Origin of the sequence: Cryobacterium zongtaii, assembly GCF_002909375.1 — a bacterium.
In the GTDB taxonomy this organism is placed as follows: Bacteria; Actinomycetota; Actinomycetes; order Actinomycetales; family Microbacteriaceae; genus Cryobacterium; species Cryobacterium zongtaii.
This window is the reverse complement of record NZ_PPXD01000024.1, coordinates 44220-59442: the sequence shown is the minus strand read 5'-3', so window position 1 is coordinate 59442 and position 15223 is coordinate 44220. Positions and strand designations below refer to the sequence as shown.

Here is a 15223-nt window from a genome sequence, read left to right as displayed (position 1 = left end):
TTTGAGCGCCAATGCTTCAAGGCCCGTCGTGAAAACGACGGGCCTTATGCGTTAATCGGGGCTAATAGGCAACTCCTCGTTGCTCGAAGTTGGCATCCACTCGGGCAGGCCCTCGGCTGTGAGCGGGAGGTTCCGGATCATTAGCTCGACAAAGACAGCCGCTGAAACGCCGCCTTTGGCCGCGATTCGCTCGAGTTCAAGCTTGTCGGCTTTTTCAATCGCGTAGCCGAGCCGCACGGGCTTCGTGCGCGTGTTACGCGGAAGGCGTGGATGGGTCATACCGAGAAGGTTAATGCTGCATGTATAGACGTGTCCATATTCGGCGCGGTGTGTCGGGATCTAAGTTTGGTCATGCGCTGCTTTTGGTGCTCATTCGTCGTAGCTTCTTGCACAGGTGTCGTCGCATAGGGTCTGACCGAAGAGGGTGTAGAACTTTTCGGGGTCGACCCAGTTCGGGGCGAACGGGTCATTTGCCAGTGCTGCAACGTCAGTGTTGGTGGTTCCAAGGGTGTTGACTCGGATATCGAGGTGGCATCCGGTGCTGGGCGATTCGTTTCCGATGGCGGTAATTTGCTGGCCCATGGTGACCGGATCGCCTTCTGCAACGGTTCGATCGCTGACGTGACTGTGGAGGTAGGACACGGTGTAGCCCTCCGGGCTCTTGACCGAAAGGGTGAGCCGGTCCGAGACCGTTACTGTGCCAGGTGCGATTGCGTAGACAGGGGTTCCGCACGCGCCGACTAGGTCGTCGGCGGGGTGGTAGGTGCTGGCACCTTCCACGCGACCCGGCCGGGGGCCGAAGTTGTCGCTCATGTTGAACGGTTTGGTCAGCGGAAAGCCGATGGGGCCGTTGGCGCAGTTGCCCACGGCCAGAGTCAGTGTGGGGTCGAGTCCGCCGCCGATTAGGGCAGCGGTGGTGTCACCGTTGAGCGCGGCGGTGATCTGTCCAGCTCCGTCCCAGTACGTTGTGTAGAAGTAGGGATCCGCGTTTTCCTGGACGGCATGTGCCGCGAGCGTCGGTTCCATCGTTTCCCAGTTCTCGACGGCAGGGAGTCGCTCGTAGAACTTGGTGGCGGATGTGAACGGGTCGAGACGCTCTTCGGTGGTTCCCCAGCTACTTTGCTGCTGGAAAGGACCGATTGAATCGGCAATTGAGCCGTCTGGATTAATCGCGTTGTCACCGTAGGTGAGCGATTGGAGGCTGGATTCACCCATAGCCGTCATGACGCCGAGCTGCTGCGCCCGCGCGTTTAGGCCGAGCTGCTGGGCCGCGTTCATAATCCCCGCGGCGACCACAAGCTGGTCGTGGTTGTAGCCAGCTATCGGTCCCGCAGGGATTTTGGAGACGTCGACAGTTGAGGCCGTGCCGCCGCCGCACGCGGCCGCGGCACTGCTGCCACCGCCCATGATGAGCAGCAAGATCCCGAAAAGCCCGCCGATTACTAGGACAGGTACTAGCAACAAGACGATTGCGCCCCCAGAGCCGTTCTTTTCCCCCACGGTTATCTACCTGGCTGGGGGTGTGAGTCGGTCGGCCAGCCACGCGTCGGTCGGGGCCTGGCGGGTGAGTGAAACGACGTAGGGCCCGATGTTCGTCGGGACGCTCACGAGCAGCGCGTATTCGGTGGCTCCGTCAACGACGGATCCTACGCCTGTGACTTCGGTCACGGGCACCTTGGCGGGGTTGGTACCGGCGTATGCCGCGCCTGCTTCCTGGGTGAGGTATGGATACAGGCCATTGATCCACGTCGTTTCATCGACGCCTGGGCGAGCGAACGCAGTCATTAGTTTCTCTGCGACGGTCACCGCGGCAGCAATGCTCGTCTCGTCAGCCGGCGCCGCCGTGGCAATCTCGATTCCGTCGTGTAGGTCGTCAACTGGTGCCGACTCTGTTGGTGCCGCGCTCGAGGTGGAGGCCGGTGTGACGTCGGCCTGCGTTGAGCAGGCAGAGAGTCCTGCGACGGTTACCGTGACGGCCAGAATGGCCGTTACAGCCCTCACAGGCCCTCTGCGACGGCTGCTGCAGCTGCGAGCCATGCACGCTTCGTGGCGGGAGCCAGTGCGTCGTAGCGGAGCTTTCCGCCGTGCAGTGCGTCGTCATACGGGATGGTGACAGCGCGGCGGGCGAGAACGGCGAAGCTGTCCGCGATCGCTTGGGCGCCGCTGCCTGTTTTTTCGGACTGAGAGACGATGACGACGGCGTTGGCTGCGAGCTGTGCGGAACGCTCGTCGCGCTGCGCGAGTGCTTCGAGCAGGAGTGCGCCGGCCTCGGCGGATTCGTCGAGGGCGGTGGTGGCGATGACGAGCTGGTTGGTCCGCTCGATCATCTGCTGCCAGCGTTCGGCGCTCTCGTCGTTGCCGGAGTCAACGAATACGAGACGGAAGTATTTGCTGGCGACCTGGTGGAGTGAGTCGAACTCTGCGCGGGTGATCTTCTGTTCGGCTGATAAGACGATGGGGTTGGAGCGAAGCACGTCGTACTTGTCGCCGGTCTGGTGGTGCACGTAGTGCGCCAGATCCGACGATTGCGCGCCGGGCGAGAGTAGGCGGTTGGTCTGGGGCAGTAAGTCCTGCACGGTGGCGTCGTGGCCGCCTTGTTCCGTGCGCCAGCCGAGGGTGCCGCGCGTCTCGTTGTTATCCCATGCGAGTACCCCGGATCCGCCGTAGCGGGCGAATACGGCCGCGAGGATAGCGGTCGAGGGCGTCTTGTTGGCGCCGCCTTTGCCGTTGACGATGGAGATAGTTCGCGGGCCTGCCCAGTGCTGGCTGACCGCGTGCACGTCGGCACGTTCTGCCATTTCCTCAGCGGATGGGGCGACCTGGATTCCGGCCCGGCTGAGCATGCCGCGCCAGCCTCTCGACGCGGGCTCTTGCGGGGTTTCCTGAACGAGGAAGGAGGCGCGGGCAGCGCGGAGCTCACTAGTGACGACGGGCTCGGCTGCGCCTTTGATCGCTGCCCTGGTCGTGGCAGGCGGCGGGCTGATGAGCGCGGAGGGTGCGGCTGCCGGCGTATCCGCAACGTGGCTCGGCCCGGCGGGTGGCGCCGTGACGATCCGTGAGGGCGTGGTGTCGTTCTTTTCGTTGTAGACGAAATCGCCCACGGCCTCCACCTTGCCGTCAGGGTGAACATTCAGCCGACCCTGGCCCAGCGCGTCATCGGTGACCAACAGCACGGGACGTCCAGCCATGCGGGCGCGGCCCGTCACCTGAGAGAAGATCTGGGTGCGCACGTCCGCATCGTCCGTCCCGGTGACGTTGTGCTTCACACCGTCGACGTCGAGGACACCAGTCAAATCGGCCCGCACAGTCGCGTAGATGGTGGGTTGGGCTGAATCGTGCTGAGCCATAGTCGGCCTTTCGATTTTTGGTTAGTCGGTGATGTTGTTGCTACGGCGGAGCAGCCATGCTTTGAAGTCATCGCGAAGGATGACCCAAACCTTGCCGATCTTGATGGCCGGCAGGGGGTCGTCGCTGTGTTTGGTGATGAGGTTTCGGATCGTGATGACGGTCACGCCGAACAATTCGGCCGCTTGTTCTGGGGAGAGCGTCTTTGGCAGGTCCGCAAACATGTCGTCAAGTGCGGTCACGTCAAAAACTCGATGCTGATTCATATCGGCAGTCTAGATCTTTAACAACACGTATGAAACTGTATCGATATTCACAAGCTACTATAGGGGACATAGGGTTCGCTTCCGTTCAAAGAGGGGGCCGGGTACGTGAGACTAATTATCGCGTGGGAACGTCACAGGAATTCGTCATACTTGAACCCGCGATAGCGAAGGAGAACCCGTGTCGGATACCCAGCACCCCTGGCTCACAGAACCAATCGAGCCCGAAGACACCCTCATCCCGGTAGTTGAAGAGTCCCGTGAGCTTCCGCGACCCCAGACGCCGCAGCCTGGTGTGCCTGCACCAGACATGGCCGACCGCCTGCCACGCCGCGACGTGAACCGCCCCGCGACTCTCTGGTGGCTCGGCGTTCACGGGGGCGCGGGCGAAAGCACTCTGGCGGCCACTGTCGCCGGCTCGCGCTCGGCCGGGCATGCCTGGCCAACAGCAAACGACGGATCACTGTCCAACGTGATCCTGGTCGCCCGGTCCAACGCGAACGGGCTGGCTGCTGCACAACGTGCCGCAACAGAGTGGGCGTCTGGCTCGCTCCCGATGGTCCGTCTGCTGGGCCTCGTCATCGTCGCTGACTCACGCGGCAAGCTTCCCAAGCCCCTCCGCGACCTGGCACAGGTCGTCTCGGGCGGGGTCCCGCAAGTTTGGCAAGTCCCCTGGGTTGAGGACTGGCGGCTCGGAGAGCCCTTCGACCTCGACTCCGCACCTAAAGAAGTCCGTGTGTTGGCCGCTTCGGTCACCGCCCTGATCGCACCAACCACCTAACCGAAAGGACTCACCTTGTCTGTTCTGCACATGGCAGTTGAAACGCTGACCAACGTCGTCGCCGCCATTCCCGAGCCGGGAGATGGCACGCCCCCCGGAGCTGAAAAGTTTGAGGAGGTCATGGGCTGGGTCAAGTGGATCGCCCTGGGCGTGGCCATCATCGGCGTCATGATCATCGGCGCGAAGCTCGCCATCGAGAGCCGCCGCGGTGAGGGTGGAGCAGCCCTCGGGTCGCTCGGAACGGCGATGGCCGGTGTGATCGTCATCTCTGCCGCCGCCTCACTCGTCGGCTTCTTCGTCAGCTGACAGCAGCCGGCACCACCCAACCGACACAGCAATAAGAGGGGGGACTTATGTCCGACCAGTCAGAACAGCAGAACCCATTTCGCAGCCGACGATTTGTCCTTTCTATGGTGATCGTCGCAGTCATCGCGCTTCTCGCGGTGATCGTTCTCGTCAGCAACCTCCTTGGAGGCAAAGACGAGACAGCACCGACAGCCTCCCCCCTCCCGTCGACGACGGCGGTTCCCGTTGACAGCGATCCAAGCTCGTGTGGCTTGGAGGGTTACGAAACAACTGCGTCGCTCACCGACGCACCCGATACCACTTGGACTCTCGTTGGAACGGTAGCGGCGCCCTCGGACCCGGAAGGTTCTGGGCCGGGCGTGACCGACTCGTCCGGTTTCCGTAGCTGCTACGCACACACAGCAGAGGGTGCGCTCTTTGCGGCTGCCAACTACGTCGCCCTCGGCACCGATGCCACCATGTACGACAAGATGAGCGCTCTCGTTGCACCTGGCCCGGGACGTGACGCACTGATCGCGATGACTGAGGGCGCCGACAGCGGCGCGTCCAGCGATCGCGCCCAGGTCGCCGGGTTTGCTATCAACTCCTTTGACGAGAAGGCCGCAACAGTTGACCTAGCGCTGAACTACAACGACGGCCAGATGGTGAGCTTGCCAATCAAACTCGTGTGGTCAGCGGGGGACTGGAAGATCGTTGTAGCCGATGACGGCAGCATGCCTATTGCTCCAGCCGCCCTCAATGGACTTGGTGGCTACACACCCTGGTCAGGCGCGTAAGAATGTGCAACGGGTGGGACGTCGTTTGCGGGGGCAAAGAGGCCGTCGGAGGTGCTATCGCTGACTTCGCCAACGACCAGCTGCAGAACCTCGTTGACAGCATCGTGGAAACCGTGGGCACCGCCGTACAGGCCATGGCCACGGTTTGGGTAATGATTCCCACTCCTAACCTGACGCAGAGCGAGGGGGAGGTGACAACGATCGGCAATTCGGCCTCAGCCGCTACAGGTTCCGAGGGGTTTGCGACCATCCTCGGATACGTCGTGTGGATCTCACTGGCAATCTGCATCATGTCCGTTATCGCTGCAGGCGCGATGCTGGCGTTGAACCACCGTCGAGGTGAGGGCAGCGCACACATGGGTCGACTCGGGATAGTTCTCGTCGCGGTCATGCTTATCTCAGCTGCCACCGCAATCGTGGCCGGACTCATCCCTGCCATAGGCACGTCTGGCGGTAGCGGTCCGGTAGCCTATCTCCAAGACTCCCTCTGGTGGTACGTCGCTGGCTTCGCGGTCCTGTCCGTCATCGTTGCCGGTCTAAGAATGGCTTGGACTCAGCGCATGCAGCCAGGCAAGGAACTGCTGCAGTCCTTGCTCACTCTCGTTGTCGTATCTTCGGCGGGCCTGACGGCAGTCGGTCTTGCCGTCGCTGCGGCGGACGGCTTCTCCGTCTGGATCCTCGACGGCGCCGCTGACGGGGACTTCAAGGCGAACATAACGGCAACACTGGGCGTCGCTTCGTCGAGCGGAATCGGCCTCATTGCGATGTTGATCCTCGGCACCATAACCATTCTGATGAGCTACGTGCAGGTCTTCCTCATGGTCATCCGGGGCGGCATGCTCGTCATCCTGGCAGGAATCCTCCCGATCACTGCGGCCTTCACCAACACCGAAACCGGCCGAGCCTGGTTCAAAAAGTCCATTGGGTGGATCGTCGCTTTCATCCTCTACAAGCCGGCCGCCGCGATTGTTTATGCGGCCGCGTTCAAGCTCACAGGCAGCAACCTCTTCGTGGAAGACAGCACCGGCCTGGTCAAAATGTTGACCGGCCTTGCGCTGATGGCGATGGCACTTGTAGCCCTCCCAGCTCTGATGAAGTTCGTCGCGCCGATGGTTTCCCAAACTGGTGGTGGCGGGGGTGCGGCGATGGCGCTGGCGGCAGCCGGAGGCGGTGCGATCGGCGAGGTCGCGTCGGGAGCCATGAAGAAGCTCAGCTCGAGCACCGGTTCCAGCGCAAGCGGCGGCGGTGGTGGCGGTGAGGATGACGCCTCTGGTTCTAAGAAAACTGCCTCACCTTCCCCTGCGCCATCCTCGACGGGTGGCGGCGGCGGTGGCGGCCCAACAGGCGGCGGCGCTGCGGCCGGCAAAGCCGCATCCACGGGCGGCGCAGGCGGCGGCGTAGCTGCAGCAGGTGGCGGTGCAGCGGCCGCAGCCGGCCCAGTGGGGATCGGTTTGGCCGCCGCTCAGAAGGCCGGCGAGACAGGCAAGAAAGCTGCTGCGGCAGCCAAGAGCGCGACTGAGGATGCCGCCGGTGGCGGCCCAACGGGGAACTAGGGGATCACATTGTCTAACTCGACTATCCGCACGTACGGTAACTGGCGTCAGCCAACGTCGCCGGGCCTACTGGGCCTCGGATCGATCAGCACGGGTGTGCTGCTCCTGGGGCTCATCGCCACGATTATGACCGTGATGGCGTCGACCCTGACGAACGCGATCGGCGTTTTTCTCGTCATGGTCGCCGCACTGTCCACGGTGGCAGTCAAGGACAAGCACGGCCAGAGCATGATTGTCCGGGCTACCAACCGCTTCAATTTCATGCGCGCCCGAAACTCGGGAGCCAACGTGTACCGTTCTGGCCCGCTGGGGCGCACAAAATGGGGTACGAACCAGCTCCCCGGACTCGCGGCCCAATCGCGGTTGAGCGAACACCTGGACTCCTACCAGCGTCCCTTTGCCCTTCTGTCCGTTCCGTCGTCGGGCGACTACACGGTAATCATCGGGACGGAGCCTGACGGCGCCGCCCTCGTCGATCAAGAACAGGTCGACGGCTGGGTGGCCGACTGGGGACACTGGCTCGCCAACCTCGGAGACGAGGCTGGCATCGTTGCCGCTGCGGTGACGATTGAGACAGCTCCCGACACCGGCACGAGGCTGCGCGGCGAGGTCACCACCAACATCGATCCGGAAGCACCTGCGTACGCCCGGGCGATGCTCAACGAGGTTGTGGCCACGTATCCGTCCGGTTCAGCGTCCGTTCGGGCGTATGTGTCAGTGACGTTCAGTGCCGCCGCTCGTGCGAACGGTCGACGTCGTGACGCCGATGAGATGGCGCGCGAGCTTGCAGCACGCCTGCCCGGGCTCACACAGGGACTCTCAGCCACCGGGGCCGGTGCAGCTCGCCCTCTCTCGGCGCAGGAACTCTGCGAGGTCATCCGAATTGCGTACGACCCCGAAGTGGCCACGCTGATCGACGACGCACACGCGGACGGCGAAAGCACCGGTCTGCGTTGGCCCGATGTTGGCCCGTCCGGTCACCAGTCCAACTGGGACTCCTACCGGCACGACAGTGCCGTGTCGGTGACGTGGCAGATGACGGAGGCTCCGCGCGGCATTGTTCAGGCCAACATCTTGACCAGGTTCCTCGCCCCTCACCGCGACATTGCCCGCAAGCGAGTCACCTGGCTCTACCGGCCCATCGACGCCGGCCGGGCCGCTGCGATCGTGCAGGCGGACGTGCGGGCGGCAAGCTTCAATGAGTCAGCCAACGATCGGCCCTCCGCCCGGGCAGTCGTGGGAACCCGCGCAGCCCTGGCGACCGCTGCGGAAGAGGCATCTGGCGCTGGACTGGTCAACTTCGGCATGCTCGCCACGGCGACCGTCATGGACGTTGAGCGTCTCGCGGACGCCCGCGCTGCGATGGACAACATGTCGTCGACGGCGCGGCTCCGGTTGCGCGTCGTCACCGGCGGCCAGGATTCCGCGTTCGCGGCCGCATTGCCGCTGGGCTTGGTCCTGCCGAAGCACCTGAAACTGCCTGCCGAACTGCGCGGGAACATCTAATGAGCTGGTTCACAAAGCCCGCGTCGCCCCTCAGTGGAGCAGGCCGCGCGGCTGCAAAGGCCGCAGCGACCGCGGCTGCCAAGCCCATCACGCGCCGCCCGCCCGCTCGCGGGTGGCCGGGACGCGGAGGGGGCGAAACGATGGTGATTTCTCCCGCACCTGAGTGGCGCGGAACCACCGTTCAGGTCTGCGGCCTCTGGCCGTTCGGCGTAGGCACGGGTGCCCCGATGATCGGTGTGCCGCTCGGCCGGCACCTGATCAATCGCGGCACCGTCTGCTGTGATCCAATTAGCTGGTTCCAGCGTGCCAACCTGATTTCAAACCCTTCGGCCTTCGTGCTCGGCAAGCCCGGCCTAGGCAAGTCCACGCTCATCCGCCGGATGGCGACGGGGCTGGCCGGCTATGGCGTGCAGCCCCTCATCCTCGGGGATTTGAAGCCCGACTACGTGGACCTCGTCAAGGAGATGAAGGGGCAGGTCATTACCCTCGGCCGCGGCCGCGGGTACCTGAATATTCTGGATCCCGGCGAAGCCGGCGAGGCCGCGCAGCTGCTCCGCGATGCCGCCAACCGCGAACGCAAAGCGATCGCAGAAGAGGAAGCCGAGCTAGCCCAGCTCCGCGCCGCCGATGTACCCGACGACAAGATTGCGGCGCAGGTGATCCGCGAGCGCTCCGCGCAGCTCGTCGGTTCGATGCCCGTCCACGCCGAGAACATCACGCGCAATGAGCGCCTTGCGACACAGGTTCTGCAGGACGCCCACGGGCGTCGCCTCACGATGGTGTCCGCTCTGCTGACGATCATGCGCCGAGAGCCGCCGACTGACCGTGAAGAGACGATTATCGACGCGGCGCTCAAATACTTGGACGCGCATCACGACGGGATTCCGGTCCTCAGCGATCTTCTCGAACTGATCCGTGAGGCACCTGTTGAACTGCGTTCCGTAGCCCTGGACCGTGGCGACATGGGCCGCTATCAGGAAATTACGGAGAACCTGGAAGCGTCCCTCATCGGCCTCGTCTCCGGCGGTCGCTTGGGTGAATTGTTCTCCCAGCAGACCACTGTGCGGATGAAGCGTGACCGCCCGGTGGTCTATGACGTGTCGAGCATCGATGACTCGGAGATGGACCTGCAGGCCGCGGTGCTGCTGGCGTGCTGGTCGGCGGGCTTCGGCACGGTCAACGTGGCGACGGCCCTGGCCGACGCCGAGCTAGAACCGCGCCGTCACTACTTCGTTATCCTCGACGAGCTGTGGCGGGCGCTGCGCGCCGGCCGTGGCATGGTCGACCGGGTGGACGCGCTGACGCGTCTGAACCGGGCGCGGGGCGTGGGCATGGCCATGATTTCTCACACCATGAGCGACCTCATGTCACTGAGCAATGAAGAAGACCGGATGAAAGCCAAGGGCTTCGTCGAGCGTTCCGGCATGGTCATTTGCGGAGGCCTCCCGGCCTCCGAAATGCCGTTGCTTAACAGCGCGATCACCATGAGCGCGGCCGAGCAGAGCATGCTGCAGGGCTGGCAGGATCCGCCCGCGTGGGATCCGGTGAGCGGGAAGGAAGCCGACCCGCCTGGGCGTGGCAAGTTCCTGATTAAGGTCGGTGGCCGTCCCGGCATCCCTCTGAATGTGGAGCTGACGCAGGCAGAACTGCACTCCAACGACACCAACCAGCTGTGGCACGACGCGTCAAGGACAGGCGTTGTCGATCGCGAGGTGACGGTGTGAGCCAGGCAACGGATCGTCGCAAGCAGAACGCCGGAGGCAGCGACGGCGTTCTCATTTGGGTGTTCATCGGCCTGGCCGTCGTGCTCGTCGGCGGCATTTGGGGCGGGATGGTTTTCGGGTCGAAAATCGACGGGGTGAACCCGGATCTTCCGAGCGATCCTTTCGAGATTGTCTTCGGCACGCTCAAAGGGACGTACGCGTGGCCCATGGCCGCGACGTGGATCGTTGTCAGCGCTGCTGTGGTCGTGTTGGTCCTGGTGATCCTCGTGGCTGTTCAGGTGAACCGGGGCCGTTCCAAGCGCAGCCGAGTCGACAGCGCCGCTCGCTACATGGGTCGAGGGAAAGACCTGGCGGCGCTCACAACGAAGGGCGCACGCGCCACGGCGCAGCGCCTCGGGGTGACGGACTGGCTCGGTGTCCCCATCGGAGTCACTGTGGCGGGACGTCAGTGGCTTTATGGCTCTCCTGAGGACATGCACGTAGATATCTGGGGGCCTCGTACGGGTAAGTCGACCAGTCGAGCGATCCCGGCGATCCTGAGCGCACCTGGTGCGGTCCTCACGACGTCGAACAAGCGCGACGTCCTCGACGCGACTCGTGATGTGCGATCGGCCAACGGGTCGAAGGTGTGGGCGTTCGACCCGCAAGGCATCGCCCGGGAAGAACCCCGCTGGTGGTGGAACCCACTCTCGTATGTGACCGACGATGTGCGTGCCGCGAAGATGGCCGCACATTTTTCGTCGTCGACGATGAGCGGCGGCGGTAGCGAAAACTCGTCGTACTTTAACCGGGCCGGCGAGAACCTTCTCGCGGGTTTTCTCCTGGCCGCGGCCCTGGGCCAGAAGCCAATCACTCAGGTGTTCACCTGGACGACCAAGCCGGGCGATCAGGAACCGGTGCGGATCCTGGAAGATCACGGATACGACGGCATGGCCGACGCCGTGGCCGGCGAAGTGAATGGCGAGCCGAAACGACGCGACAGCGTGTACGGCACCGCCGCGCAAATGGTCGACTGCTTGAAGATCAGCGGCATTGCCCGATGGGTGACGCCGCTGGGCTGCAACGCCCAAGCGGATCGGCGGCCGCAGTTCGACCCCGACGCGTTCGTGCGCAGCCAAGACACCCTCTACAGCCTCTCCAAGGAGGGTCAGGGCAGCGCCGGCCCGCTCGTGACAGCGTTGACCGCGATCACCGTTGAGGCCGCCGAAGAGCTGGCCACGACCCAGCCAGGCGGTCGCCTCGCTGTTCCGATGCTCGGTGTTCTCGATGAGGCCGCGAACGTGTGCCGTTGGCGCAACTTGCCTGACTTGTACTCGCACTACGGTTCACGCGGGATCGTCCTGATGACGATCCTCCAGTCCTGGTCACAGGGCGTCGAGGTCTGGGGCCGCGAGGGAATGCGCAAGCTCTGGTCAGCCTCCAACATCAAGGTTTACGGCGGCGGCGTCGCGGAGACGGAATTCCTCGGTGAGCTATCCCAGCTGATCGGTGACTTTACCCTGCGAACATCTTCCGTCTCGGTGGGTAAGGGGCAGCGCTCGACGTCGCTTGCTAACCGTCGAGAGCACACCTTCGAGGTGTCGGAGCTCACGTCGCTGCCGCGCGGCCGCGCCGTCGTGTTTGCGTCCGGTGCCCCGGCAACGCTGGTGGCCACTGTGCCCTGGATGGAAGGCAAGCAAGCTGAGGCCGTGCGGGCGTCGATTGCTGCACACGACCCGAGCGGCCAGACGTTGCCCGCGCCAGCCGAGCCGGCTCATCCGTGGCTGAACGCCAGCACAGCGATCAAGGATGAGAGGCGCACTGGTGTCTAACGGATACGACGACCTGGACGACGACCTCGATGCCGTCTCCGACGACAAATCGGCGGAAGAATCCCCGGCGCCCACCCTGGTCTTCGGGTCAGTCGACGAGTTCGTGCGAGAGCAGCTGAGCCAGACCTACCGGCGCGTGGTGGGCCCGTCGAACCGTGCCTCAAGGCGCTGGGCGGCAGAGTGGTGGAGGTCACCCGAAGCCATCGCCCGCCTCGAGGCGCTGTGGCGTTCCTGGGAACATTTGCGGCTGGACGGGGCAACCGGGTCAAGCACCTGGTGGCGCGACCACCTGGACCACCACATGCCGATTCTCATGAGCGCTGATGGGCCATTCGCGGACTCCGACGATCAGAACAAGCCGGGCGAGCCCTTGCCCTACGAGGCACCTCCGGCGGGCATGTTCCCCGACGTAAGAGTCTGAACAAATACTCTTTGAAACGGGTATGGGTCGTCGAACCTGTCGGCTGCGACGATCGCTGGAACCGTCGGATCAACCCTCAGGCGGGTGGGAAGCAGGACGCGAGCGTACGATGAATGTGCCTCGCGGTCTGATCATCTACTGGGCCGGGCTTCATTAGGTTCTCGAGTGCTCTTCTCGGCCAGGTGACATGGACGCCGTCAATCGTGAAGTCGCCACCGAAGAGTGGCCAGTCGGCGTCCACGAAGCAGAGGAGCCCACGCACGGGAACCCCCTCGAGGTCCGCGTCTTCGAGTGCAGATCGGACGAGGTCGACTTGCTTGTGTGCGCCGTCGACAAGTTTGGTGCAGTCGCGTGAGCCGACTATCAGTTTTTCCGTGCGGGGACGGAATAGGCCTCCTTCGGCTCGCAAGCTGGGACGACCTTGATATTTCTTGGCGTCAATGACGAAGACCCCGGTGGGGCAGACAGCGATGTGATCGATATTGGCTCTCGTGCGGGGGATGCGACGGTCGTGGAGAACGTGAATGTTACGCCCCGTGAGTTTGTCGAGCCGTTGGCCCAGAACTTCCTCTCCTCGCGCTCCGATGGCCCACGCCCGGGTACTTTGCGGATCATCGCTCACCGCGAGTATGAGCTTCCCCAGGTAGGGGTGGTCGTCACGGATCCGCGCCTGACGCCTGTCCTTACGTCGGTCGTATTCTCGTTTAGCCGAGGCACCCGCGACGCCCGTGAAGACCTCAGCCGGCTCTGGTTGTGGTTCCGGACCGGCGGCCGTGGAGACCTCCAGAGGCAGGGCGTTCGTTGTGCTGACGATCGCGGGTGCAGCGAGAGGCGGATTTGGAGGGCACTCTAGGCAGACGACGGTCTTGGTCTCCCGCTCGTACACCGCCATCGTCCCCGCAGAGATTTCCAACGCGCATATTCGGCATCGTCCCGCGTATCGAAGCCGCATTGTCTTTGGCGGCAACGCCGCGTCACCGCTCACGTTAGACACACTAGGGCCGCTGGACCGCAGGCGAAGGAGCTCTAGCGCGGTGTAGCCATGATTGGGGGCGTTTTCCATATTGATTCGGAACTGGAGCAGCGGATGTCGCCGGGCTCCTCTTCGGTCCCCTTTGGCTGTGTAAATGCCGCTATCCGTTCGTCGACGCCTACAGCTCGGCGGCTGGTTCTATCTCGGGATTTTCTGCCTGCTCCCGTACTCTCTTCCGAACCCATCCGACGGTTCCGACCAAATCCGCCCAGCTCACAGCACCTGCGCGCGTGATCTCGAAAACGATTTGCTTGAGCAGTTCGCGCAGCTCTTCCTCGCTGAGCGGCCCGATCGTGTCAAGCAAATCTGGAGTGGCGGCAATAGCCCTAGTTGTTGCCTCGAACCACTGCCGTTCGGCTGTTCGCTTCTGAAACCGGGCCAACAACGCCTTGCTACCCCACCAAATGGTAATCACGACAATAGCGATGCCAACCAGGAGAAAGGTCAGGTCGAGCGGCATAGTCGGAGTCTATCGACGACGAACACTTTAGCCGGCTCACGCAAAGCACGGCAGACGCTGCCGACCTGGACCTAACCTGCACATCGTCGGCTGAAGTGCACCGCGGCCATCCCAGCGAGAGTGTCCTATCTGGGTGTCGGTGGCCGTCGATACTATCCGAGCAACTATTACTGGGGGTGTCCGTGGTGCGCAGCGCGAGGTACGAAATAGGGGCAGTTGTCATGTCCAAGAACCCGAGTACGTCCAAGATGGAAGAAAGCGTCCGGCAGAAACTTTTCGACGCTCGGCTAAAGCTTCACAAAGGCCGCTCGGCCATTCAATGCGGGCACGAAGCCTCCAGGGATAATCACCCGGTGCTTTCTCCAGACATCCTCATCAAGAGCGCCAAGGTTGCTGTGGAGATTGATTCCGGCTACACCCACGCGGACGAATTCGAGAAAGATCAACTCCGAAACCAGCTGTTGGGGGAAGTGGGTTGGACAGTCGTTCGACTGCGGCTCGGCGGCCTCAGCGAAGTCGGGCCACACGATGTCGTCTCCGAGTCCTCTGCTCCCACCAAGGCATCGATCGAAGCCCTAATTGAGGCGATTGGAGATGCTGTCGCGGGTCGGCCCGGGACGGTTCGGCACATAGCGAAGGCGGTTCGCCCGAAGAACCCGAAAGCGCCTTCCCGTCTTGGGGCAATCTCTCCCCACAAGTATACGGAGAATGCCTTCTACGTCTCCTGGAGAGGCGACGGGAACACCATCGAACGGATGGTTGCGATGGATGGCGGAAACTATCTGGCCGTGGGGGAGGGGTGGAGTTCTCCTCGCTATATATGCTGGCTCGGCCTCGCCGGCACCCCGAAAGCGCACTGGAGGGCCCCACTCATCGAGCTGCTGACCGAGATGGACAATTTCGGATCCGTGTCCCAGCTCCCCTGGGGCGACCACCTCTTCACCGGTGAGCAAGCATCGAGTATCCGAATCTTCGAGAAGTTCAATGCTGGCGGAGAAGATTGGGATGCCACATGCAACTTAGTTGGCGTCGATGCGATATCCGACACAGCTTTCACTGCTCAGGGTGAAGTGCTCGCACAATTGCATGCCAGCGCTGTCGACGCAGGATGGCGGCTGGAGGATCTACAGATCATGACCGGGATGTATGGGCCATACCAACGCTTCCGGCTCATACGCAATGGGATGCGCGCAAACCTTTGGACAACCGCCTAGGGCTTGAGCAGGACCACTATTGGGGGCTTC

At 63.2% G+C, this 15223-nt stretch carries 16 protein-coding genes; 9 read left to right on the top strand and 7 right to left on the bottom strand.

The window, feature by feature from the left end; translation table 11 throughout:
• Positions 1-51 precede the first annotated feature (51 nt).
• The 5 genes from C3B61_RS14990 to C3B61_RS14970 all read right to left on the bottom strand — a co-directional run bounded on the left by C3B61_RS14990 (position 52) and on the right by C3B61_RS14970 (position 3611).
• The gene (locus C3B61_RS14990) at positions 52-279 is read right to left on the bottom strand and encodes a hypothetical protein (protein WP_133160322.1); all 228 of its coding nucleotides are present in this window, start codon (positions 277-279) and stop codon (positions 52-54) included.
• Between the two features lie 90 nt (positions 280-369).
• Positions 370-1500: a M23 family metallopeptidase gene (locus C3B61_RS14985; RefSeq protein WP_133160321.1), complete on the bottom strand. Its 1131-nt coding sequence runs from the start codon at positions 1498-1500 to the stop codon at positions 370-372.
• 6 nt (positions 1501-1506) lie between these two features.
• Positions 1507-1785, bottom strand: a complete 279-nt coding sequence (locus C3B61_RS14980) for a hypothetical protein (protein WP_103461392.1) — start codon at positions 1783-1785, stop codon at positions 1507-1509.
• Between the two features lie 212 nt (positions 1786-1997).
• Positions 1998-3347 carry a MinD/ParA family ATP-binding protein gene (locus tag C3B61_RS14975; RefSeq protein WP_103461391.1) on the bottom strand — a complete coding sequence of 450 codons (1350 nt, stop codon included), beginning with the start codon at positions 3345-3347 and terminating at the stop codon, positions 1998-2000.
• Positions 3348-3368: 21 nt separating this feature from the next.
• Positions 3369-3611, bottom strand: coding sequence for a helix-turn-helix domain-containing protein (locus tag C3B61_RS14970; RefSeq protein ID WP_103461390.1), 243 nt, complete (start codon positions 3609-3611; stop codon positions 3369-3371).
• Between the two features lie 292 nt (positions 3612-3903).
• Between C3B61_RS14970 and C3B61_RS14965 the strand changes: the two genes are divergently transcribed.
• The 8 genes from C3B61_RS14965 (at position 3904) to C3B61_RS14920 (ending at position 12486) form a co-directional block, all read left to right on the top strand.
• Positions 3904-4389 (top strand): DUF6668 family protein, encoded by a 486-nt coding sequence (locus C3B61_RS14965; protein WP_133160320.1) that lies wholly within the window; start codon positions 3904-3906, stop codon positions 4387-4389.
• Positions 4390-4419: 30 nt separating this feature from the next.
• Positions 4420-4695: a hypothetical protein gene (locus C3B61_RS14960; protein ID WP_103431146.1), complete on the top strand. Its 276-nt coding sequence runs from the start codon at positions 4420-4422 to the stop codon at positions 4693-4695.
• 47 nt (positions 4696-4742) lie between these two features.
• Complete coding sequence (locus C3B61_RS14955; RefSeq protein WP_133160319.1) at positions 4743-5471, top strand: DUF8175 domain-containg protein; 729 nt, start codon at positions 4743-4745, stop codon at positions 5469-5471.
• Between the two features lie 113 nt (positions 5472-5584).
• Positions 5585-7024, top strand: a complete 1440-nt coding sequence (locus tag C3B61_RS19515; protein WP_133160318.1) for a TrbL/VirB6 family protein — start codon at positions 5585-5587, stop codon at positions 7022-7024.
• Between the two features lie 9 nt (positions 7025-7033).
• Positions 7034-8530 carry an SCO6880 family protein gene (locus C3B61_RS14940; protein WP_341866777.1) on the top strand — a complete coding sequence of 499 codons (1497 nt, stop codon included), beginning with the start codon at positions 7034-7036 and terminating at the stop codon, positions 8528-8530.
• Positions 8530-10254: an ATP/GTP-binding protein gene (locus tag C3B61_RS19915; protein WP_208858832.1), complete on the top strand. Its 1725-nt coding sequence runs from the start codon at positions 8530-8532 to the stop codon at positions 10252-10254. The genes C3B61_RS14940 and C3B61_RS19915 overlap by 1 nt, the downstream gene beginning before the upstream one ends.
• Positions 10251-12065, top strand: coding sequence for a type IV secretory system conjugative DNA transfer family protein (locus C3B61_RS14925; protein ID WP_244285952.1), 1815 nt, complete (start codon positions 10251-10253; stop codon positions 12063-12065). Before C3B61_RS19915 ends, C3B61_RS14925 begins: the two co-directional genes overlap by 4 nt.
• Complete coding sequence (locus C3B61_RS14920; RefSeq protein ID WP_165791188.1) at positions 12058-12486, top strand: DUF4913 domain-containing protein; 429 nt, start codon at positions 12058-12060, stop codon at positions 12484-12486. Before C3B61_RS14925 ends, C3B61_RS14920 begins: the two co-directional genes overlap by 8 nt.
• 76 nt (positions 12487-12562) lie before the next feature.
• On the opposite strand, the gene C3B61_RS14915 is transcribed toward C3B61_RS14920, so the two are convergent.
• Together C3B61_RS14915 and C3B61_RS14910 are read right to left on the bottom strand one after the other, a co-directional pair.
• Positions 12563-13471 (bottom strand): nuclease-related domain-containing protein, encoded by a 909-nt coding sequence (locus tag C3B61_RS14915; protein ID WP_244285951.1) that lies wholly within the window; start codon positions 13469-13471, stop codon positions 12563-12565.
• A 166-nt stretch (positions 13472-13637) separates the two neighbouring features.
• Positions 13638-13979 carry a hypothetical protein gene (locus C3B61_RS14910; protein ID WP_103461384.1) on the bottom strand — a complete coding sequence of 114 codons (342 nt, stop codon included), beginning with the start codon at positions 13977-13979 and terminating at the stop codon, positions 13638-13640.
• Between the two features lie 221 nt (positions 13980-14200).
• Between C3B61_RS14910 and C3B61_RS14905 the strand changes: the two genes are divergently transcribed.
• A complete protein-coding gene (locus C3B61_RS14905; protein WP_103461383.1) occupies positions 14201-15193 on the top strand; it encodes a DUF559 domain-containing protein in 993 nt (330 codons plus the stop codon).
• Positions 15194-15223: the final 30 nt, after the last annotated feature.